Below are 21,836 nucleotides of genomic sequence, written 5' to 3'. Positions count from 1 at the left end.
AACAGGTATGATATAAGTAACTGCAAAGGGGGAAGGCATGCATCCAATTGGAGAGGCTGCTATTGTTATAACGGTGACGGCTCTGCTTGCACTGGGACTGTATTATTCAATAACACGCCGTGGCCACTTACGAGAAGATGCGCAGACGGCTCGTACGCGTCTTGCAAAACTCCGTCGACCAAAAGCACTTGCAACGAAGCAGCCTGTTGGCGAAGAAGATGCACTCTTCATTCGATTCAACACACAATTCGGGCTGATGTTGGTGTACACAATCGAGTATCGACCCGGTGATTTCGCCCGCGTTATGGATGTCCAGGGTGCGTTTCAGTCAGCTACCTATTTGGAAGACGGCCGCATCTACGAGCTGGTGTTTGACTATCTGAAGCTCTACAACCATCTGTTTGAAGCGCCCTTTCCTATCAAAAGTCTTTTGACCATAGGTGGTGGCGGCTATGCCTGGCCGAAGTATGTCATCGCCCACCATCCTGAAACGTCAGTCGATGTCATAGAAGCAGATGAAGCTGTCACGCGCATTGCTGAACGCTATTTCTTTCTCGATCGCCTTATCGAGGAATTCGATGTAATCGACACCGGTCGTATGGGCATTATTACCGAAGACGGCCGCACCTATCTTGATGAATACGCCGATGCCGTAATACACAAGCGCCCATCACAGTATGCCGCCATTGGTGACTATGCACCTGCCTGTACCTATGATGCTGTGGTAAACGACACCTTTGCAGGGCGCGATGCCGTCATGAACCTAGCAAGCGTAGAAGCAGCACAACACATTAAGCAATTGCTAACACCTGGTGGCATGTATCTTAGCAATGTCATCAGTTCGCTCGAAGGCGAACAGTCCACGCTGCTGCGCCAAATGGTTGCTACCTTGCAGCAGGTATTCGCCTTTGTGTACGTTATCCCCTGTGGCAAGTATGCGGCACAAGACCGTGACAACAACCTTCTTATTGCAAGCGATAGAGCCTACCACTTTGAGCATGCCTACGATCTGCAGGCTGATCCAGCAACCCCTATCCTGCATGATGCAAATTTATAATCTTCATTCTGATCCCCTCCCCCTTCCAATTCTCGTATCTTCTGCCATCGGCTACGCTTCAAAACACCCTTTAACGTTTCTTTAAAAATACCGCCCAAACTAAAAGGTGCCGTAAAGGAACGAACAAAGGACTACCATGGCGAAATACATCCTGGAAACACAGAAGCTTGTTAAACGCTTTGGTTGTGGCAAGCGTGCACAGCAAGCGGTTGACGAACTGTCCCTCCATGTTGAAGAGGGAAAAGTCTATGGTCTACTTGGACCTAATGGAGCCGGCAAATCAACCACCTTAAAAATGATTACGGGAATGCTTCATCCAACCGAAGGGCGAATTCTCTTCGAAGGGCACCCGTGGCAGCGCGACGATCTTTACCGTATCGGTTCGCTAGTAGAATCGGCGCCTCTCTATCCCAACCTTACCGCAAAGGAAAATCTCCGCGTGCGCACCACGCTGTTGGGACTGCCGCACTCCCGTATTGACGAAGTGCTTGCCACTGTGGATCTCACCGATACGGGATCAAAACGTGCCGGGCGTTTCTCAATGGGCATGAAACAGAGGCTGGGAATCGCATTAGCTCTGTTGGCGCATCCACGCCTTTTGATTCTCGACGAACCAACCAACGGACTCGATCCTATCGGCATTGAAGATTTGCGCAATCTTATTCGACGCTTTCCAGAACAAGGTATCACCGTGTTGTTGTCGAGCCACATTCTGACCGAAGTACAGCACACTGCTGATACTGTTGGGATTATTGTGAACGGTCGACTCGCCTACGAAGACGATCTCCATAAAGATGAAGATCTAGAAGCCCTGTTTATGAATGTCTACAAAAAGGGTACAAGGGGTGACGTGCAATGAAATGGCAACATAAAACAAACCAAAATAACCAGGTAAACCAGGCAACGTATCGTCGTGGCAGCTTTTTGGTCGCATTGCGCGCCGAAATGATGAAGTCACGCCATGGAACGCCGGTCAAACTGGCATGCGCCTTGACACTCCCCTTTTTGCTTATGGCAACGCTCATGACAGTACGGGCACCCGAACTGGGGCTGCAATATTCTCCCTGGAATTACTGGTATGCCTTGCTGATGCCCGTTTCGATAACGCTTGTTGCGACAACGATAGCAAAAGCTGATGCCCGCTTAGGAAATCGTGCCATACTTTCAAGCGGTATGCCACTCGAGCGTATATGGGTTGCGAAATGTACTTGGTGCCTGATACTTTCTTTGGTATCAAATCTTATCGTCTTCGTTATATACACGGTTCTCTCACTCGTACTACCACAGGGTGCTGCCAGCCTGCCCTCAATGTTTGCTACCGCGCTCGCGCTGACACTTGTCAGTTCATGGATAATTCCAGCAACGCTTTTTCTGACGATGCGTGTCGGTACCCTTAGTGGCATCTTTATTCCGCTTGCTGCACAACTTCTATTAAGTTTTAGCTGGTCACTCGTTCCATTGTGGCCTGTGTGTCCGCCGACAGCTACCATCGTGTTGCCAACCGCCTTTCTTCCCGTTTTGCCAACGGGCGAACCTGCTAGTGATGGATTGGCTCTCGTTGAATCAATAGCGCAGACTGGCAATGTTGTCTTGGCGCTTATTGTGGCGGGTGTGGTCACCGCACTAATTGCTGTTGCTGGCGCAGCATGGCTTGCCCGTTCGGAGGAACTGCGATGACAGATAGCACCGCGACACTACAACAAAGCAAGAAGAAGCCCTCATACTCCCACACACCCAACAATACGATTCATACCAGCAAACCAACCATGACCTTTGTCCGTGCGCTCAAAGCTCAAATGCTGTGTCTGCGCCACTCTGCACTCGTGCCACTCCATCTTGTCTGTGCTCTTGTGGCGGGTTTAGCATGCGGCCTATACTTCGCTGTAAGCCCGTGGAACATCACTCTGGGGTTTGATGCTTTCGTACAGTTGCTTGGTGCACTTATGCCCCTTATGGCCGGCATCGTCTGCGGGTTAGATGTCAATGCCGAAGAGGAGGCAACGAAGCTCTCAGGATTGCTTTCCGCTGTATCAAGACAGCAGGCACTTTTTGCACGAATCGCACTACTGTGGCTCATGGGAGTAGGCACGTTGGCTGTTACCATCGTCATATTCGCCCTTGTGTTGCTAGTAGCCGCACGCGACGTGCCAGAAGTGTCTGTCTGGCTGGCTGGTATAGGTGGACTCGCACTTGGCAGTATTCCGCTCTATCTTATGTTGTATACCACCGCGCTGCAGTGGGGGCGCAATGCGGCAATATCGATTGGTGCGCTCGGACTTATACTCGCCTTCTTTTCGGTCGGGGGTCTTGCATACGGTTTGATGACTGGCGAATTAACGGCAACCGCCTTAAACATGTTTGCTTATCTCCCAACAAGCTGGGCTATCATTCTTGGGTCAGCGCCGATAGAGTGGGCTGTCGCGGCAGGCGCAGCCAGTTTCACAGACACGCTGGATGCGGTTATTTCAACCGTGCAGTTAATGATGGGGTTGTGCATGATAGGAAGTGCCCTGTTTGCTGGCAGTATGGCAATATGGATTTCTCGCTTTGAGCCCACACAGCGTGGCGAATAACCAGCGATACAATACTCTGACAGAACCGTCTACATACGGAAAGAAAGGCTAAACAAAACATATGGCACGGCTTTTGGTTGTCGACGACGAATCCGCAATCACCGATTTGCTTCAGCGCATCCTGGTGCGCGATGGGTACAGTGTCGATGCGTTCAACGACCCGACCGCTGTACTCAGTTGCGATTTATCGCGCTACGACCTGATTATCTGCGATGTCATGATGCCTGAAATAGATGGGTTTGAACTGGTTGAACGTATCCGTGACCACGTTGATGCCCCAATTCTCTTTTTAACAGCAAAGGTGGGTGAAAGCGATGCAGTGCAGGGTTTGGCCATCGGTGCTGATGACTATATCCGCAAGCCCTTCGGAACGGCTGAATTGCGCGCGAAAGTAGCTGCGCATCTGCGCCGCGAAAACCGCGTCTATACGCACGCCTTTACCTTGGGAGCGGTACGCTTCGACATGGGTGCACGAGAACTGTTTGTAAATGATGCACTCGTGGCGCTTACGCCGACGGAATATGCCATCTGTGAATACCTTGCTCAACATCCGGGACAGGTATTTTCACGTCAGCAAATTCGCAAACAAGTACTTGGTTGGGCATCAGATGCGGGTGACGACGCAATATCTATGCATGTAAGCAATGCGCGCACGAAACTAAAGCGTGCCGGAGCCACTTCGATAGAAACGGTATGGGGAACGGGATATAAATGGCACGCCTAGAAAGCCAGCAGCCTCCTCACCCTGAGCAAGCTGATCAACCACACCACCTGCGTATTCCGCTTGCCCTCGTAATCGGGCGCTACTTTTTCTATCTTCTTGTTGGATCCCTGATTGTTATTGGAGCTCCCCTTGCTGCTTTAACGGGACAGATGAGATCTGGCTCCATCGTGCCAGCAAATTATGGTGAAGTACATTTAGATGACGTTGCTAAAACCCTCTCGACTCAACCCACCTTCAATGCCGATGCCATCCCTTCGGCATATCGCTATGCACTTTTTACGAGCACTGACAGCATTGCCTTATCGGATATGAATGCGAGCCAGATTGAATTTGCTCGCACCGTTACAGCATCACCCAATGAAAAAGACGCGCAGGTGGTAGTAGAACAGCAACGATTCTTCTATACAGCCATAAACCTGCCTGATGGCAGGCGCTGTGTGCTCTGCTACAACCTTACCCCTCAATGGGCTGATAAAAACCTGCGCGACACGCTTCCAAATCCGCAAGATATGATGTTTTGGAGCTTTGGCGCGCTAGCAGTGCTGATAGTACTTATCGCTATGCGAGCGAGCAATGTTATCAAACGAAAAATGAACCCGTTGGTAGAAGCGGCGCAAGCAGTTGGCCGACAAGACTTGAATACAGCCACCGGAAGAAGCAATGTGGCGCAGATCGATGACGTATTGCGTGCCATGGATGAAATGCGCATCTCGCTCAAGCAATCGCTCGAAGCACAGTGGGAATCAGAACAACGCACGCGCGAGCAAGTAGCAGCCCTCGCTCATGACCTTAAAACACCCCTTACGGTAGTACGAGGCAATGCAGATATGCTCATCGAAGATGCGACTGCTGGCGCACTTGATATCGATCAAGCTCAGAGTGCACAGGCTATTCAGACAGCAGCGCTCTCAATGGATAGCTTTGTAAGCCAAATTGTCGAAGCTTCTCACAGCGGAGCAGGCACCTTGCAATTCAAGCCTACCAACCCGTCAAAGCTCGCCGATCAACTGGAGCAAGAAGCAAAAGCCCTCGTTGAAGCACGGGGATTCACGCTTGACACGGCACGCTCCTCTTCATTTACCGATGCGTGCTGTCAGACAGCAACAAGCACCGATACACGTGCACAGTGGGATGCACGTGCTTTAGAGAGAGCCGTGCTCAATCTGGTTGATAATGCCTGCGCCTACGCATCGCACAGCGTAGTTCGACTCGTGTTTTCCTTTGACGCCACCGTGCATACCTTCTTCATTACGGTGGAAAATGACGGATCGGGCTTTTCGCCTGAAGCACTTGTCCATGGAACTGAACGGTTCTATCGCGACGACGCATCCCGCACAGGTAGTCATACAACCGGCAACGTTGAAAGCACTCATTTTGGTTTAGGGCTTGCTATCGCTTCCGATATTGCACATGCTCACGGTGGCACGCTCAACCTCTCAAACCAACTGGCAGGTAATGGCACAATCCAGGGTGCTCGCGCCACCATTGTTCTTCCTGAAATAATAAAGCGCGATGAGCACTACGGCAAAAGCAACTGAGCAATTTGAACAGCGTTTAAGGCTGCCCCTTTGCGAATCTGATCCATAACCAGCCAGAAGGCAAGTCCGTTTTCGACGGTCGCATCGCGACGGACACGACCCACGTATACCGGATCGGTACCAGCCAGCACGCCGGGCATCGGATAGATATCCTCATCCGGCTGATCAAGCACCTCAATGCCTGGTGCTGCTTCCCACGCTGCATACGCTTCATCAAGCGAGATTGGCGCAGCAAACTCAACATTGAGCGATTCGCCATGACAACGCATAACTGGCACACGTACACACGTAGCAGTTATGCCAATTTCAGGCGCATGCATGATCTTGCGCGTTTCAGCGATCATCTTCCATTCTTCCTTGGAATAACCGTCTTCACGCATCACGTCGATGCGCGGAATGCAGTTGAACGCCAGCGGATGAGCAAATTCTTGTGCCTGTGGTTCTTCTCCCGCAAGCATCTGACGGGTCTGTTCACGCAGTTCATGCATAGCCGGCAGGCCAGCACCACTCGCTGCTTGATAGGTTGATACCACCACTCGTTTGATGGACACCACACGCGATAGGGGCGCAAGCGCCACCGCCATCTCGATAGTGGAACAGTTGGGGTTAGCAATAACGCCTTCATGCTGATACGCATCTTGAGGATTCACCTCGGGAATAACTAACGGTACTCCCGCATCCATACGAAAGGCACTCGAATTGTCAATCATGACCGCCCCAGCTGCAGTGACAGCGTCGCGCAACTGCTTTGAGACGTTTGATCCAGCCGAGAACAGGGCAATATCAACCCCGGTAAAACTCTCCGGCGTCATTTCTTCGACCGTTAAATCACCTGCCGGCTGATTGCCGCATCCACCAAATGCGATTTTTTTGCCAGCCGAGCGCGCCGACGCAAGCGCTTTTACCTGAGCGGCAGGAAAATCAAGATCGTGAAGCACGGTAAGGAATTCTTGTCCTACTGCCCCCGTCGCACCACATACGGCAACCACCGGGCGAGCAGGCATTTGTTTAGTCCATGCCATCATGAACTCCTTTTCCTATAGGCCATATCAGCTGTTCATACCCCTAAGCTTAGCCCCTAAGAGGCACTTCCGCATGTAATAGCCACACCAAGTTTTCACGACTCATTATACAGGCGCATGCTGCGTACGTATTCACGGCGCAGCACACATAACCTTGATAACAGACGCACCTTACTTAGTGAGCGTACATAATATCAGCAAGCGCACCCTGCTGGCTCATCCCAACAGAGTGCGCCTGTGTACGCTTACTCTTAAGAGGACAACAGCTTATGAGCTGCTGACAACATCCTTACTAGACGTCATATCTTTCCATTTGGCCAGAACATCTTCACGCTGTGGGCCAAACAGAGAAACATCTTCCTTCATCAGCTGAGACGCGTCAAAGGTGGCCTCGATGCCATCCACATCGGGAATGCACAGCAAGATGGTGCTCTTCTTGTCGATCTCGGCAAGAAAACGCATGTTTTCGTCATTCGAGAACAGCCATTCAATAAATAGCTTGGCATCTTCAACGTCGTCAGCGTTCTTGAACGCTGCCACACCATCAGGCATGTACGGCAAACCCTCCGACGGATAGACAAGCTCAAGATTGCCACCCGAAATAAGCTCATCAAGTGTACCGTCAATATAGGTGATACCAATGGCAGCCTCCCCTGCTCCAACGCGCGTCGAAGGATCGCTGCCGCGCTTCGTGTAGAACGGGATATTCTCGTTGAGCTGAGAGAAGTATTCCCAGCCAGCATCGTCGCCAAGGTTTTGCAAGAGAGCATCAACAGCCGCATAATTCGTGCCCGACACGGCCGGTGTCGACATAAGAATCTCGTTGCGGTAGGCCGCATTGGTTAAATCAGCCCAGCTTGCTGGTGCTTGGGCACCAATTTCGCCCAGGATGTCGTTATTGACGATAAAGCCAACTACCGTAGCACCCTTTGAAAACCAGTAATTATCAGGATCTTTGAAGTCAGCAGAAAAGCGCGAAGTCGCCGCGAAATTAACCTGCTCAAGCAGACCTGAATCTTTTGCCGACATGAATGAATCGACGCCACCGCCAAACCACAGGTCAGCAGCTGGTGTACCACCTTCTGCCTTCAACTTGGACAGCGCTTCACCCGATGACATCGAAACAAACTCCACCGGAGCGCCCACTTCACTGGTGAACTTATCGAACAACTTCTTGTACGATTCGCTTGTGCAAATAACCTTCATTGTCTTTCCCGACGATGAGGTTAACTTTGTCGCGCCCTCTTGCGACGATTCACTTGACGACCCATTTCCTGAGCCGCTTGAGCAACCGCCCAAGAAAGCAGCAGATACGGCGGCGGCCGATAAGGTCACAAAGCCGCGGCGCGTCAGTGTCTTCGCATCCTGCATACTTTACTCTTCCTTCCAATTCAACAGAGACGTGATATTAAACGATACCGCATCTCCTTCGTTCAGGAGCATCGAACGGTCGCCACGCGCGCGAACCTTTTGACCATCGACGTCGATAAAGTATTCCCACGACGATCCCAAAAATATTGCGCGCTCCACCGAACCCGTATACGCCCCCTCCGCACCCAAGCGTACCGCTTCAACTCGAAAATAGCGAGGTGAATCACAAGAATTAAGTACATTCACCCATCCCAAGAAACGTGCACAGTACTCATTGGATGGATGATCATACACGTGTGCCGGGTTTCCCTCTTGCGCAATATGGCCATCATGCACCAAAGCAATGCGATCGCCTAACGCCATCGCTTCTTCACGATCGTGCGTAACCAGTAGCATGGCCACACCGAATTCTCGTTGCACTGCTTTAATTTCTTCGCGCATTTCAAAACGCAAGCCTTCATCAAGATTCGAAAGCGGTTCGTCAAGCAAAAGTACTTGCGGTTTCAAGACAAGCGATCGAGCAAGTGCCACGCGTTGCTGCTGCCCACCCGATAATTCAGCTGGATAGGCATCGGCACGATCGTCCATATGCATTGCTTGAAGCATCTCAAGCGCCCTATCGTGGCGCTCATGAGCAGCAAAGCCTTGGAAGCGAAGGCCATATTCAACATTGCGCGCTACGGTCATATGAGGAAAGAGGGCATACGACTGAAACACGGTCGATACGGGGCGTCGTTCGGGTGGACGCGACGTCACATCCACGCCATCAATAAACACCTGTCCCTGCTTTGGCTGCAGATAACCGCCTGCTAAACGGAGTGCCGTTGTCTTACCGCAGCCCGACGGGCCAATGAGGCAGATCAGTTCGCCTTTATCAATAGCAAGCGAAAAATTATCGAGCACCGTATGACCGCCATAGCCAGCAGTAATGTTTTTAAATTCCATGACTGACATCAGGACCGCTCCTTTTTTCGCCCAAATAGCAGGAAGACCACCGCATTTACCACCAGTACTACAAGGGTAATCGCCAGCGATATGGCTGCCGCTTGGCCATATTTCCCACTTGAGAGCGCATCAAACAGCTCAAAGATGGCGGTCTTATTGCCCGGTACCACCAAAAACAGCACAACACTATACGAGACCATCGCAGTGGAAAAGGCATTGGCAAAAGCAACCATAAACGCCCGACGGGAAACGGGCAGAACCGTATCTCTGATAGCCTCCAGGCGACTCGCCCCCAGATCGCGGGCAGCTCGTTCGAGATTTGCATCAAACTGGGAAAACGCACCCGAGAACGATTGTATAGAAACAGCAAGTTGTTTGATTGCAAGTGCAAAAACGATAATTGCTCCTGTACCCGTTAACTTTAAGGGCGTCGCGTTAAAGGCCAGAATTAATCCCAAACCTAGGCAGGTACCAGGAAGCATGTACGGCATCGTTGCTGCAAATTCAAGCACCGATGTCAAACGACCAACGGGTGATGCAGGATGTGCAAAAAGCGTGCGCATATAAGCGATGAGAGCGCCTAAGATAATAGAGAGTACGGCTGCTGCCAGCGCATATTCAATACTCAAAATAAGCGAGCCTGCATCAAACGAAATAAGATGTTGGATATTTGCCAGCGTAAAGGGTGCATTCCATCCAACACCGCGCGTTAGAGCGGCATGAGCGATCGTGCCATACTGCACAATCATAAAGAGAACGAACAGGATTCCCACCACACGCACAGAAATGCCAAGTACACCACGTAAGCGCAATGACGAAAACGTCGTATCTCCCAGCAGGTCAACCGCGGCACCCGACAAGCCGCTTGCACCCCGCGAACGCACAATCAAGCGTCCATATATCGCATAGACCACCATCGAAATCAAACAGAGAAGCACTCCAAGCACCGCAGCCGATTCAAGATCTGAATACCCCACAACCTGCTCGTAAATAGCCGTCGCTATGGTTTCAAGACCGCCACCAATAACAATCGGCGTACCGTAATCGGCCAACGATCGAATAAATGTCAGCAATAAACAAGCAGCTATAGAGTGCTTGATGAGCGGAATGACAATACATACTAATGTGCGCAACGGAGAAGCCCCCGCATCACGCGACGCGTTTATCACCGCAGGATCGATACCTTTAAGAGCAGAAAGCAGCAGCATCACGTTAATGGCAGAAAAGAATACCGACTGCATAATCACGACACCGATAAAGCCATACGGGCTGATTGAAAGCCCCAGCAAGCCATGCGTGATCAGGCCACGACGACCAAATAATTCAATATAGGCAAGGGATGCAAGAAATGGCGGTGACACAATGCTTGCCAGCGCAGCACCTAAAACAGCACGGCGCATACCACGCGATGAAAACGAGGCACAAATCGCGACAATAAGAGCAAGAACTGTGGAAGCGACGGCGACCGCAATGCCCACTTGCGCACTCTGTATAACAAGCGGACCGCTGTCGCCAAGTGTTTGCGTAAACCGCGTCACAAAATCGCCAGCAAGGCTTCGAGAGAAGAGAGCTGCAAGCGGGTAGACTGAAAACACCAGTACACAAAGCGCGGCGCACACCACAAGAAGAATACCCACTGTCTGAGAAATACGCAGACGCATCATTACAAACCGACCCGCCCTGCTTGAATACAAGCAAGCTGATATACCAGATGAGACGCCATGAACGACATTACATGCATTGCAGAAACGAGCGGCTCTTACAAACCGGCCTTATGAGCGACCCTTGTTTTTCTTGGCAGCCAGTTCTTCGGCCGAGAGCATTTTTTCTTCGAAAACAGTATCCGAATCGAGTCCAAATGCTGCGTGTAAACAGCGAACAGCCTGTTCAACCTGCAAGGCATCAATAACCACTGACAAGCGAATGGGACTCGTCGAGATCAGTAGAATGTTTACGTTACTGTCGCCCAGCGCCTGGAAGGCACGTGCTGCCACACCGGGGCTTGATTTCATGCCGGTACCTACAATGGAAACCTTCGCAATACTTTCGTCAACGGCATATTCGCGCGCACCTAAAGGAGCCAACAGGCTTTCCATAACCGTGCGTGCACGAGGAAGATCGGCACCCGGACACGTAAAGGTGATATCGGTCACGCCTTCTTCCGAAATATTTTGAATGATCATGTCAACATTGACACTGTTACTTGCAAGTGCTTGGAAAACCTGCGCGGCCACGCCCGAGTGGTCTTGTACGTCGCGAATAGTTACCTTGACCTCGGACGTATCATGAGCAATGCCTGAGACGACAGCCTGTTCCATCGTGGAATCAGCCTCCTTGATAAGAGTTCCCTGCGCATCAGAAAACGCTGAGCGCGAATGGATGACCACACCATATCGACGGGCAAATTCAACGGCACGGCTCTGGAGAACCCCTGCCCCTGAACTTGAAAGCTCAAGCATATCTTCGTAGCTGATGGCGTCGAGTTTGCGTGCACGAGGAGCTACGCGCGGATCAGCCGTGTAGATGCCATCGACATCGGAATAAATCTCGCACACATCAGCCCCAATACCATACGCGACGGCAACCGCCGTTGTGTCAGAACCGCCGCGGCCGAGCGTTGTAACATCGCCCCGCTTATCAATGCCTTGAAAACCCGCTACAACAGGGATAATGCCTTGCGCGATAGCACTTTTGATGCGATCTGCGTGAATAAGGGTGATTTTTGCCTTGGCATGTTCGTTGTCGGTTTCGATACCCGCCTGGCTTCCCGAAAAGCTCATGGCGCGATACCCACTCGCGTCGATTGCCATGGATAAGAGAGTCATAGATACCTGCTCGCCGGTAGAAAGCAAGCGGTCCATTTCACGCGCAGGAGGATTACTTGAAAGCGCCGCAGCTAAACCAACTAATTCATCGGTGGTCTTACCCATAGCAGAGACAACCGCCACAACATCGTTGCCGGCCTGCTTCATCGCAATAAGCCGCTTGGCGACCATCTTGATCCGCTCGGGTGAGGCAACTGACGTGCCACCAAATTTCGCTACGATCAGGGACATTAGATTCCTTCTATTCTGTGCATTGCGCCACATCATAGCAGTACGAAGGCCGCTGGATTCTGCTATAGACAAGAATTGTAGAAAATTACGTCATGACACGATTTGCCTGCTGCCCTTATCCTGCTGGGGATGCTAGCATGCACCTAACATAATGACGCATGCACTAATGACGAAAGAAGAGGTATCGAAAGCCACTATGCTCGAATCCGTATTAGTTGTTCCCTTCTGGTTTGAAATGATCGCCACGATCACCGGCGCCATTTCAGGCTCGATGAGCGCGCAGCGGGCCCAATTCGACCTGTTCGGCACTGTGGTGATTGCGATCATCATGGGACTTCTTGGTGGCATTATGCGCGACATTCTATTGCAGAACTACGGCATTTATGCGTTTCAAAAGCCTGAGCTTATCGTGGCCTGCGTGCTCACCGGCTGCGTCGTATTCTATTTTGGGCGAATAACCACCTATCTCAACCCTGTTATCGATATTATTGACGGCTTATCGGTGGGTATGTGGGCTGTCCTTTCGGCTGGCAAGGCGCTTGCAGCGGGACTTTCTATCGTGCCGGCCGTCATTTTAGGAACGGTTGTATCGATCGGCGGTGGTGTTATGCGCGACATCATTATGAACCGACCGGTAACTGCCTTCCAACCGGGGTCGCTCTATGGCACTGCTGCTGTATTGGGCACCATCGTCTACACACTGATGCGGACCTACCATATTTTTGATGGTGCTTCGGCTATTATCTGCCTCGTTATTATTATGTGCATCCGTTTTGGATCGATGGCATTCGGATGGCATACCCGACCAGCGCGCGACTTAAGCGAGCCGGTAGCCGATGTCATGGCACGCCCAGTGCGTGCCATACGCTATCTTAATCGTACACCCGAAAATATAGCCGATGAAAAGGCGCGACGACATCACGCGAAAAAGATTGATCAGCAATCTACCTGGTCAAAAATATGGAATCGCCTACGTCGACACTAAATGTTTAAAGCCAGGCAACACCACACCACCGCTGCTAAGGGCAGCGCGCCACAAAAGCAAGCAAGCTGTGTAAACCAAACCCGCTTACGAGTTCTTTAAGAGCACCGTACCCATAATGTCAGCGACATGTTCACACGCATCGCTGCACTTCTCAATTTTCGCGAAGATACGGCTCCACACAATCACGCGCAGCGGATTATCAGCATCTTTGGTATACAGATTGTGGGTCATTTCGTCGTAGAGGCGATCGGCTTCTTCTTCGTAATCGTTCACTTCAACGAGCACGCGCTTGAACGTAGCGGATTTCTTGAAATTCGTAAATTCACGCATACCTACCTTGAGCGCTTCACAGCTCTTTTTGATAAGAATGCCTACCTGTTCAAGATCACGATGCATGAAATGCACGTCCATGACGTAGAACATGCGGATAACGTCTTCAATGTAGTCGATCACGTTATCGAGCGCCTGAGCAATCTGCAGAATGTCATCGCGATCAATAGGTGTAATAAAATCGGTTGCTAATGCCGTATAGATGTTATGGTTAATGGTATCGCCACGATGCTCAAGGTCATGAGCTTCGGGCAAGATATCCTTAACCGCTTCAGCAGTGGTGAAATCCCTAATAACGGTAATAAGAAGATCAGCCTCAGCTAAGGCAATGTCAACCTGACTTTCAAACGCTTTGAAATAATCGTATTTCATCTTGCGAGGCATCAACGGCTCCTTTGTGCTAGAAGATGGCCAAGAATAGCAGTGCGGTCACATATCCCAAAATGCCGCATCCTGGGAAAGTCAGTATCCAAGTTTTTACCATGTCAACAGCAACACCCCAGTGAACAGCGCTCTTACATTTGGCACGCCCAACACCCATAATGGCAGTTGTATTCGTATGTGTTGATGAAACAGGCAATCCGCCGAAGGTGGAAATAATCAGACAGAACGTTGAGGCAAGCGATACGCAAAACCCTTGATAGCGTTCAAGTTTAACCATATCCATGCCCACGTTTTTAATAATCTTCTTGCCGCCCAGGCCAGTACCCGTACCCAGCGACAACGCACAGACGACCATAAGCCATATTGGTATCGTAATAGTGCTGGGAAGGTCTGCACCTGCAGCAAGAAGCGACGCGAGCATAAAGATACTCATGAACTTCTGTCCATCTTGGGCACCATGCATGAAAGCGCCAGCCGCACCGGCAATAACCTGTGCCCAGCGGAAAAAGGCATCGGCGCGTTGACGGTCGAAGCCGCTACAGAACCGACGAATCGCCTTGGCATTCAACCAGCCCAGCCCAAAACCCAAGAAGGTCGAGAGCACGATACCGTAAATAACCTTCATCCATTCATCCCAATTGACCCCGTCAAAACCTCCTTGCAAGGCAATGGCAGCCCCGGTAAGACCAGCAATAAGAGAATGGCTTTGGCTGGTCGGTAGACCAAAATACCAGGCGGAAACACCCCACACAATAATAGCAACCATGGCGGCCATAAGAGCAACGAGCGCTTGGTGACTGTCGCCACTGAAATCAACCATGTGAAAGATAGTCTCGGCGACGGCAGAGGAAAGCAGCGTTACGATAAGTAAGCCAAGAAAATTACAGCATGCCGCCATCACAATAGCGGGTGTCGGCTTCAGGCAGCGCGTTGACACTACCGTAGCAATAGCATTAGGAGCATCGGTTGCCCCATTAACAATGAGAACACCAATGTTTAAGACGGCCACCACGAGCATCGCGGGGTTCGACACAAGAGTCGACAAAAAGACGCCCAATTCGATAGACACGAACTACCTTTCATCATGAAATGGTGTGTCGATTGGAAATTGTACTCCAAAGTCGCCAGAAAGCTGCTTAGATTTCCCACTTCATGTGTTCCCCACCAGGTTTGCCCCGAACCCTTATGTAAGAAGAATTTATATAAACGCTTGTATAAGGCTTACGTCAGAAAACCTACATGAGCGCTTCAATGACCCGGTGACGTTCGGCTCCGATTGTCGTCGTTCCCATATGACCTGGTAAAACGATGGTGTCATCAGGTAATTTTGAAAGCTTGCGCAGGGAAGCACGCATATCTGTCATGCTACCGCCTTCAAAATCAACCCGACCAATGCTTGCTTGAAATAACGTGTCACCAGAAATAAGCACGGGAGATCCAGGGCGCGTACCCGTTTCAGCAAGTAGGCACATGCTGCCCTTTGTATGACCCGGTGTAAGGATACAGCGCCAGGTCAGCATTCCAACAGTAACGCTCTCACCATCGGAAAGTTTATGGTCTACCCGACAAGGGGGGATGCGTTCAGGACTATGGCGATCAGCCTGCCCCGATTCAATAGTCGGCGCATCGATACGGGAAGCATATACGGCAGCACCCGTTCGATCGACAAGTGCACGCAATGCTCCGACATGATCCCAATGCTGGTGAGTGACGAAAAGTGCCGAGATCGGTCGCCCCGCTAAGGCGTCCATAATGAGGTCAGGTTCACAGCTGGGGTCAACCACGATGACGCCACCGGCTCCATCATCAATGAGGTACACGTTATTTTCGATGGGTCCCAGAACCAGAAATGAAATGGGTACGCAGCCACCCTTTACTTCATGCAGATCGTCAAAACGCGCCATGACAACCTCCTATTTCTTCTTTTTTTCGTCGCCAGGCATCATGCGGTGCACGTCAAATACCCCTTCGATACCAGAAAGCTTCTGAACAATGTGGTCGATAGACGAGACCGAACTTACCTGGAAAAGGAACCGCATTTCTCCCATACCATCCCGATGGGATGTGGTTGAAGATGACAGCACATTGGCACCACATTCTGAAAGTGAATCAACCACATCGCGCAGCAGATTCATGCGATCAATCGCCTCAAGATAGATTTCCACCTTGTATGACGTATCAGCAGATGGTTCGCTATCCCAGGTTACGTCAATAATGCGCTCGGGGTGGTCCATAAGGCTTGCCGCATTCGGGCAATTCCGCCGATGAACACTCACTCCCCGTCCACGCGTCACAAACCCAACGATGTCATCCCCAGGCACCGGATTGCAGCAGCGCGAAAGACGCACGAGCATACCGGGGTCGCCCTTGACGCGCACGCCCTTCGACACCGGATGCTGCTTGGCTGTCTTCGGATGACGCACTGAAGTAAGCATCGGAGGAAGCTTACCGGTCGAAGAATCACCCGGTACTAAATCGGCTGACGGTGTGGGCGCTGCATCTTTTTCACCCAATGCCTTCAACAAACGATTCGTTATCGCTTGAACGCTTTCCTTGCCGGTGCCCACGCTTGCAAGCATTTCGTCGGGATCTTTAAAGCCCATACGCTCAGACACGGTCTTCAGCGCCCGCTGCCCCGCTGCACTTGAAATACCCGAGCCATGTTTGCGCATTTCACGGGTTAGGCGCTCGTGTCCTTCGCGCACATCGTCGCTATGGGACGCACGGGAAAAGTACGCGCGAATCTTACTGCGCGCACGCGGCGTCTTCACTAACGATAGCCAGCCTTGGCTGGGAGCGGCACTTTTCTGGGTGAGAATCTCAACCCGATCGCCCATTTGCAACTCGTAGGAAAGCGGCACAATGGAGCCGTTAACCTTCGCGCCAACGCAGTGGTTACCCACTTCCGTGTGGATAGCATACGCGAAATCGACCGGTGTTGCACCCGCACGCAAGCTCATGGCGTCACCCTGGGGAGTAAAGACAAATACTTCCGACGGAGCCAGATCGACTTTGAGCGATTTAAGAAACTCGCGCGAGTCTTGCGTTTCATCCTGCCAATCCATCATCTGACGCAACCACGCCAGCTGACGGTCGAACCCTGATTCGCCCTTTGCGCCCTCTTTATAACGCCAGTGAGCCGCCACACCATATTCGCTCATCCGATGCATTTCTTCGGTGCGAATCTGCACTTCCAGCGGCCGGCCCGCCGGACCGATAACCGTGGTATGCAAGCTCTGGTACATGTTGTACTTCGGCATGGCAATGTAGTCTTTAAACCGACCCGGCATTGGGTGCCATAGGCTGTGTACGGCGCCAAGTGCCGAATAGCACTGAGCGACCGTATCCACGATAATACGCACGGCAATAAGGTCGTATATCTCGGAAAAGCCTTTTCCATGCGTTGTCATTTTGCGATAGATGGAATACAGGTGCTTGGGTCGTCCCATAATCTGACAACCGATATCGGCCTTTTCCATTTCTCCATGCAAAATGTCGATAACGTTACCCAGATACTCTTCACGTTCCATGCGGCTTTCTGCCACCATGCGCGAAATCTGCTTGAACTTACCTGGTTCCAAATAGAAGAACGCCAAGTCTTCGAGCTCCCATTTAATTTGCCCAATGCCCAAACGATGAGCAATCGGGGCATATATCTCAAGCGTTTCGTGCGATTTGAAGATGCGTCGGTCTTCACGCAAGGCTGAAAGCGTCCGCATATTATGCAAGCGGTCAGCCAGTTTGATAACAATGACCCGAATATCCTTGTTCATAGCAACGAACATCTTGCGAATGGTTGCCGCCTGTTCGTCAGAAAGGTTCTCTACTTCGATACGCGTGATCTTTGTAACGCCATCGACCAGATCGGCCACGGCCTCGCCGAATTCGTGTGCCAGCTCTTCTTTGGTGGTGTCGGTATCCTCAACCACATCATGTAAGAGCGCTGCTGCCAGCGTTTCAGCGTCCATGCGCAGGTCAGACAGAATCAGCGCCACTTCAACGGGATGAGACACAAACGGTTCACCGCTTTTGCGACACTGCCCCTTATGCGCGCTCCGAGCGAACTCAAAGGCTCGTCTCAGTAAATCGCGCTCGTCTTCATTCAGATAGACAGCACAGGCTTCATCTAAATCGGCAAAGCGTTCTTCAGGCGTCTTATGATGCGGCATCGGCGCAGGATCAGCAGCGGCAGCGTCACCCTTAAAGGTAAGCGCCGCACTACCTGCACGCCCGATCAGCGCATCGGAGCCGTCACTAAAGCGCGCCCCTCCTCCAACCACATCACGCGAAGAGCCTAAAAAGTCCACCTGTTTTGTATCGTTGTGAGATGCGCTCTTTGAAGACTTTTGAGACATGCTTTCTTGAGACACATTCTTTTGAGATGCATCGTTTCGAGGTGCATTCTCTTGAGATTTTTGAGGCATGCTTTTTTGAGATGTATCCTTTTGCGATACGTTCTTTTGAGACCTACTTTTTTGAGGCATACCTAGACCTCCTCTTGACTTTCATCAGGCAAGATAGGCCGAATGATACGTGATTGCAAAACGGGTGCTGTAGCACTGCCAACCCAGTGGCAGAAGGTACGAAATATTTCAATCTCGTCGAGTCCTTCACGATACCGCACACTATCGGTAAGCTCTGCCTTGTTGCCATGCGCTTCAATTAGGCGAATCAGTCGATGTTCACCTTGCGTGGCAGAAACCTCAGTTTCCACCAGGCCCAATTCACGAAATACCGCGATAGCGCAGGCAACAGAATCCTGTGACATGCGCAAAGCGGGCTGACGATCGCTGCATATCTGCGCTAAATCAGCATCGGAAACACGTAAGGGGCTGCCATCCGCCTCAGCAGAAAGGCGCTTCAGTTCGCGATATACCTGCGCAAGCGTATCGTGGTTGGGTGTTGCATCAGCAAGAATTCCCTCGTTGATACGCGCATCAGTTACACTAAACAGCAGGTGCACGACTGCTTCTTTTCCATCACGACCGGCTCGCCCACTCATCTGGTTAAATTCGATTTCATTGAAAGGCATATGGTAGAGCACCACATGGCGAATGTCAGGGATATTTACCCCTTCACCAAAGGCAGACGTCGACACGAGTACTGTCAGTTGCCCGGTGCGAAATAGTTCTTCCACACGACAGCGATCGGGACGCGCAAGCCCTGCGTTATAGAACCCAATAAAGGGTGCCATCTGGGGAACTCGCTTGCGCAAACTGCGCGCCAATGCCACGGAATGACGCCGCGAATTGACATAGATAACCATCTTGGCACCCTGTGACACAAGGTTGGCCAGATACGGATCGCTCTGTTTGAGATTGCGCTGGTCGTCAAGAACAAGATTCTTGCGCTCAGTACGATCAAGCACCCGATGGTGGCAACCAAGTGTTTCCTCTATTGCCTGCGCACACTGAGCATCTGCTGTCGCGGTTAAGGCAAGAACACACGGATTACCCAGCCGCGCAATCGCTCGATCAATATACGCATACGCCATACGGTTGCCTGCACGTGCCTGACCAATATGATGCGCCTCGTCGACAACGAGAAAACCGATACGACCGGATTGCGCAAGACGATTGGCGTGAATAGTAAGAAACTCCGGGGTTGTCAGCACGATATCAACGGTACCTTGAACAAGCCCTTCAAAGATGCGCTGACGTTCTTCGGGGGCAGATTCACCGGTAAGCACTTCGGCATTCAGCCCAAAGGGAAGAAGCGCGTGATTAAGATGATAGGCCTGATCAGCAATGAGTGCCCGCAGCGGATAGACAAACAAACTCGCCTGCCCTGATGCCAACGCGCGGGTAGCAGCATGTACCTGGAAGGTCAGTGACTTGCCACGCCCGGTAGCCATTACCGCAAGCGTATCAATGTTGTTATCGAGCGCTGATAATATCTGCTTTTGAGAGTTGAACAGGGCTCCATCGCCAATCAGTGCCTGTACCACTGCCTCGCGCAGGCTCTGCGGATCTTGTGCGGCAACCTGCTCCCAATGCTGGCGATTTTGTTCCCGTTCAGCATCAAGACGGGTTACTTCTTCAGGAGCATCCTCACAGTCGGCGACCAGTTCGGCATCACTTGCCGCATACAGTTCTGAAACAAAGCTCTTCTGTTCAGGATCAAGCATGCTTTCTAGGGCCACACACGGCTGCGCGGGATATATCGATGACAGCATAGCCTTCACCGAACGGCGACCGCGCCATTCGTCAACCTGCACCTCGAAACCGGCATTTACCACGCTATCGCAGTGCATTAAGCGATCGATATAGGCGCAATGAAACATGATGCCCGATACGGTATGCGCACCATCGGTGAGCACGGTCGAAAAGTGATTCTTATCCGCGCCCACAGCACGACTGCGCGTGAGCATAACGTTTTGCGCCAGATACGTCGGCTGCCGATTGCCCTGACCAAAGGGGGCAAGCTGTTCGAGTGCTTCGACGTTTTCAACCGTCAGTTCATCAAGGTTGACGCACGCATCAATATCAATACGCGGATGGAAACAATTTTTATCGAGACCGTCCATAAAGGCGCACAAGCGCTTGGTGAACGCAGGCAAGTCGGCTGCTGACAGCGTAACGCCCACTGCCGCTTCATGCCCCCCAAAACGAATGAGCATGTCGGAACAGGACTCAACTGCTTTAAAAAGATTGACGCTACCCACGCTGCGGCCGCTGCCGCGCGCAATACCTTCTTCGTCGATGGCAAACAGGATGGTTGGCACGCCATATGAACGAGCAAGGCGGCTCGCGACAATGCCCTTCACCCCTTCGTGCCATCCTTCACCAGCTACAATAAGCGCTCGTTGCCCCTGATAGATCTCTTGTGCTTGCAGGGTTGCAATCTCTGCCAATTCAGCTTCAATCGCGCGACGCTGACTATTGACCGCTTCAAGATCGGCGGCAATGTCCTGTGCGCGATGAGCGTCGTCTTCAAGCAGCAAATTGAGAGCCAACATGGCATCACCCATGCGCCCCGCGGCATTCAAGCGAGGAATAACCGAAAAAGAAAGAGAAGTTGAGCTCACCGGCTTATCAGCTACCCCGGCACTATGTAAGAGAGCAGCGATGCATGGACGGGGCGATTCGTTCATGTGAGCTACCCCATCGGCAACAAGCGCGCGATTATCCTGCTGCATCGGCATAAGATCGGCAATCGTCCCCAGCGTCGCTAAGTCGGTGTATTCACGCCACAGATGCGGCTGACCAAAGCGAGCGCCAAGCGCTTGAATGAGCTTTAGCGCAACGCCCACCCCTGCCAAAATCGATTCAGAACAGTCAGGATCAATTTTTGGGTCACAAACCGGCACCTCTTCAGGAACAAGATCGGCTGGTTCATGGTGGTCGGTAATAAATACATCGACACCACGGTTTTTCAGCAAGCGAACCTCATTGCGGCAGGCAATACCGCAGTCCACCGTCACTAGCAGGTCGGGTTCATCCTTCATCAAGCGTTCGATAGCAGCCTCAGTAATGCCGTAGCCTTCATCCTGTCGGCGCGGAATAAAGGGAACGACCTCGCCACCTAGTTCACGCAACCCACGCGTAAGCACGGCCGTAGAGGAAATACCATCGAGGTCGAAATCGCCAAACACCATAATGCGTTTACCGCTGCGCACCGCTGCTTCGAGGCCGCCAACCACTTCGTCCATACCGGGGATACAATACGGATTTCCCCAATCGCGAGCGAGCGAGGGGCGCAAAAACTCCCCCGCTTCCTGCGGCGACGAGATGCCTCGTGCGACCAAAGTCGCGGCAATAAAGCGCGGCAGACCAAGAGTTTTACACAATACCTCTGTGGCGGCCGGATCGGCCTCGTGAATATAGAACTGTGCTGGCACGGTACAACCTT

Annotated in this window: 17 protein-coding genes; 7 read left to right on the top strand and 10 right to left on the bottom strand. The window is 51.6% G+C overall.

From position 1 onward, the window contains the following. Positions 1–37: 37 nt before the first annotated feature. The 6 genes from CCUR_RS02065 to CCUR_RS02040 all read left to right on the top strand — a co-directional run bounded on the left by CCUR_RS02065 (position 38) and on the right by CCUR_RS02040 (position 5,892). Positions 38–1,057 (top strand): spermidine synthase, encoded by a 1,020-nt coding sequence (locus CCUR_RS02065; RefSeq protein ID WP_012802827.1) that lies wholly within the window; start codon positions 38–40, stop codon positions 1,055–1,057. Between the two features lie 136 nt (positions 1,058–1,193). Continuing rightward, positions 1,194–1,916: a lantibiotic protection ABC transporter ATP-binding protein gene (locus CCUR_RS02060; protein ID WP_012802826.1), complete on the top strand. Its 723-nt coding sequence runs from the start codon at positions 1,194–1,196 to the stop codon at positions 1,914–1,916. Beyond that, a complete protein-coding gene (locus CCUR_RS02055) occupies positions 1,913–2,734 on the top strand; it encodes a lantibiotic immunity ABC transporter MutE/EpiE family permease subunit (RefSeq protein WP_012802825.1) in 822 nt (273 codons plus the stop codon). The genes CCUR_RS02060 and CCUR_RS02055 overlap by 4 nt, the downstream gene beginning before the upstream one ends. After that, on the top strand, positions 2,731–3,630 hold the full coding sequence (locus tag CCUR_RS02050) for an ABC-2 family transporter permease (RefSeq protein WP_143711801.1): 900 nt from the start codon (positions 2,731–2,733) through the stop codon (positions 3,628–3,630). Before CCUR_RS02055 ends, CCUR_RS02050 begins: the two co-directional genes overlap by 4 nt. A gap of 61 nt (positions 3,631–3,691) precedes the next feature. Further along, positions 3,692–4,354 carry a response regulator transcription factor gene (locus CCUR_RS02045; protein WP_012802823.1) on the top strand — a complete coding sequence of 221 codons (663 nt, stop codon included), beginning with the start codon at positions 3,692–3,694 and terminating at the stop codon, positions 4,352–4,354. Next, positions 4,342–5,892: a sensor histidine kinase gene (locus CCUR_RS02040; RefSeq protein WP_012802822.1), complete on the top strand. Its 1,551-nt coding sequence runs from the start codon at positions 4,342–4,344 to the stop codon at positions 5,890–5,892. The genes CCUR_RS02045 and CCUR_RS02040 overlap by 13 nt, the downstream gene beginning before the upstream one ends. Here CCUR_RS02040 and CCUR_RS02035 read toward each other — a convergent pair. From CCUR_RS02035 to CCUR_RS02015, 5 genes are all read right to left on the bottom strand, one after another. Then, the gene (locus CCUR_RS02035; RefSeq protein WP_012802821.1) at positions 5,874–6,914 is read right to left on the bottom strand and encodes an aspartate-semialdehyde dehydrogenase; all 1,041 of its coding nucleotides are present in this window, start codon (positions 6,912–6,914) and stop codon (positions 5,874–5,876) included. The genes CCUR_RS02040 and CCUR_RS02035 overlap by 19 nt on opposite strands. A gap of 267 nt (positions 6,915–7,181) precedes the next feature. Next, positions 7,182–8,285, bottom strand: a complete 1,104-nt coding sequence (locus CCUR_RS02030) for an ABC transporter substrate-binding protein (protein WP_012802820.1) — start codon at positions 8,283–8,285, stop codon at positions 7,182–7,184. Positions 8,286–8,288: 3 nt separating this feature from the next. Then, the gene (locus tag CCUR_RS02025; RefSeq protein ID WP_012802819.1) at positions 8,289–9,239 is read right to left on the bottom strand and encodes an ABC transporter ATP-binding protein; all 951 of its coding nucleotides are present in this window, start codon (positions 9,237–9,239) and stop codon (positions 8,289–8,291) included. Continuing rightward, positions 9,239–10,894: an ABC transporter permease gene (locus CCUR_RS02020; protein WP_012802818.1), complete on the bottom strand. Its 1,656-nt coding sequence runs from the start codon at positions 10,892–10,894 to the stop codon at positions 9,239–9,241. Before CCUR_RS02020 ends, CCUR_RS02025 begins: the two co-directional genes overlap by 1 nt. Before the next feature lie 108 nt (positions 10,895–11,002). Continuing rightward, positions 11,003–12,286 carry an aspartate kinase gene (locus CCUR_RS02015; protein WP_012802817.1) on the bottom strand — a complete coding sequence of 428 codons (1,284 nt, stop codon included), beginning with the start codon at positions 12,284–12,286 and terminating at the stop codon, positions 11,003–11,005. Between the two features lie 196 nt (positions 12,287–12,482). Here CCUR_RS02015 and CCUR_RS02010 point away from each other — a divergent pair, with 196 nt between their 5' ends. Beyond that, positions 12,483–13,271 carry a trimeric intracellular cation channel family protein gene (locus CCUR_RS02010; RefSeq protein ID WP_012802816.1) on the top strand — a complete coding sequence of 263 codons (789 nt, stop codon included), beginning with the start codon at positions 12,483–12,485 and terminating at the stop codon, positions 13,269–13,271. An 84-nt stretch (positions 13,272–13,355) separates the two neighbouring features. Here the strand turns inward: CCUR_RS02010 and CCUR_RS02005 are convergent, their stop codons facing one another. The 5 genes from CCUR_RS02005 to recJ all read right to left on the bottom strand — a co-directional run bounded on the left by CCUR_RS02005 (position 13,356) and on the right by recJ (position 21,825). After that, positions 13,356–13,985 (bottom strand): DUF47 domain-containing protein, encoded by a 630-nt coding sequence (locus CCUR_RS02005; RefSeq protein WP_012802815.1) that lies wholly within the window; start codon positions 13,983–13,985, stop codon positions 13,356–13,358. A gap of 16 nt (positions 13,986–14,001) precedes the next feature. Further along, entirely contained in the window at positions 14,002–15,054 is a 1,053-nt protein-coding gene (locus tag CCUR_RS02000; RefSeq protein WP_012802814.1) for an inorganic phosphate transporter, read from the bottom strand. A gap of 166 nt (positions 15,055–15,220) precedes the next feature. After that, positions 15,221–15,889, bottom strand: coding sequence for an MBL fold metallo-hydrolase (locus tag CCUR_RS01995; protein ID WP_012802813.1), 669 nt, complete (start codon positions 15,887–15,889; stop codon positions 15,221–15,223). A gap of 9 nt (positions 15,890–15,898) precedes the next feature. Then, entirely contained in the window at positions 15,899–18,340 is a 2,442-nt protein-coding gene (locus tag CCUR_RS01990; RefSeq protein ID WP_143711800.1) for a RelA/SpoT family protein, read from the bottom strand. A gap of 131 nt (positions 18,341–18,471) precedes the next feature. Beyond that, complete coding sequence (recJ, locus tag CCUR_RS01985; protein ID WP_041225191.1) at positions 18,472–21,825, bottom strand: single-stranded-DNA-specific exonuclease RecJ; 3,354 nt, start codon at positions 21,823–21,825, stop codon at positions 18,472–18,474. Between the last annotated feature and the right edge of the window lie 11 nt (positions 21,826–21,836).

The sequence above is a fragment of the Cryptobacterium curtum DSM 15641 genome (assembly GCF_000023845.1).
In the GTDB taxonomy this organism is placed as follows: domain Bacteria; phylum Actinomycetota; class Coriobacteriia; order Coriobacteriales; family Eggerthellaceae; genus Cryptobacterium; species Cryptobacterium curtum.
Note: the sequence above shows the minus strand (reverse complement) of the source record. Positions and strands in the feature narration are given on the sequence as shown.

What these genes read in the sequence shown, in the direction of transcription:
- CCUR_RS01995 (WP_012802813.1), bottom strand. Translation starts at nt 15,889, where the DNA reads ATGGCGCGTTTTGACGATCTGCATGAAGTAAAGGGTGGCTGCGTACCC.
- CCUR_RS02050 (WP_143711801.1), top strand. Translation starts at nt 2,731, where the DNA reads ATGACAGATAGCACCGCGACACTACAACAAAGCAAGAAGAAGCCCTCA.
- CCUR_RS02060 (WP_012802826.1), top strand. Translation starts at nt 1,194, where the DNA reads ATGGCGAAATACATCCTGGAAACACAGAAGCTTGTTAAACGCTTTGGT.
- CCUR_RS02010 (WP_012802816.1), top strand. Translation starts at nt 12,483, where the DNA reads ATGCTCGAATCCGTATTAGTTGTTCCCTTCTGGTTTGAAATGATCGCC.
- CCUR_RS02025 (WP_012802819.1), bottom strand. Translation starts at nt 9,239, where the DNA reads ATGTCAGTCATGGAATTTAAAAACATTACTGCTGGCTATGGCGGTCAT.
- CCUR_RS02015 (WP_012802817.1), bottom strand. Translation starts at nt 12,286, where the DNA reads ATGTCCCTGATCGTAGCGAAATTTGGTGGCACGTCAGTTGCCTCACCC.
- CCUR_RS02005 (WP_012802815.1), bottom strand. Translation starts at nt 13,985, where the DNA reads ATGCCTCGCAAGATGAAATACGATTATTTCAAAGCGTTTGAAAGTCAG.
- CCUR_RS01990 (WP_143711800.1), bottom strand. Translation starts at nt 18,340, where the DNA reads ATGTCTCAAAAGTCTTCAAAGAGCGCATCTCACAACGATACAAAACAG.
- CCUR_RS02030 (WP_012802820.1), bottom strand. Translation starts at nt 8,285, where the DNA reads ATGCAGGATGCGAAGACACTGACGCGCCGCGGCTTTGTGACCTTATCG.
- CCUR_RS02055 (WP_012802825.1), top strand. Translation starts at nt 1,913, where the DNA reads ATGAAATGGCAACATAAAACAAACCAAAATAACCAGGTAAACCAGGCA.
- CCUR_RS02040 (WP_012802822.1), top strand. Translation starts at nt 4,342, where the DNA reads ATGGCACGCCTAGAAAGCCAGCAGCCTCCTCACCCTGAGCAAGCTGAT.
- CCUR_RS02035 (WP_012802821.1), bottom strand. Translation starts at nt 6,914, where the DNA reads ATGGCATGGACTAAACAAATGCCTGCTCGCCCGGTGGTTGCCGTATGT.
- CCUR_RS02065 (WP_012802827.1), top strand. Translation starts at nt 38, where the DNA reads ATGCATCCAATTGGAGAGGCTGCTATTGTTATAACGGTGACGGCTCTG.
- CCUR_RS02020 (WP_012802818.1), bottom strand. Translation starts at nt 10,894, where the DNA reads ATGATGCGTCTGCGTATTTCTCAGACAGTGGGTATTCTTCTTGTGGTG.
- CCUR_RS02045 (WP_012802823.1), top strand. Translation starts at nt 3,692, where the DNA reads ATGGCACGGCTTTTGGTTGTCGACGACGAATCCGCAATCACCGATTTG.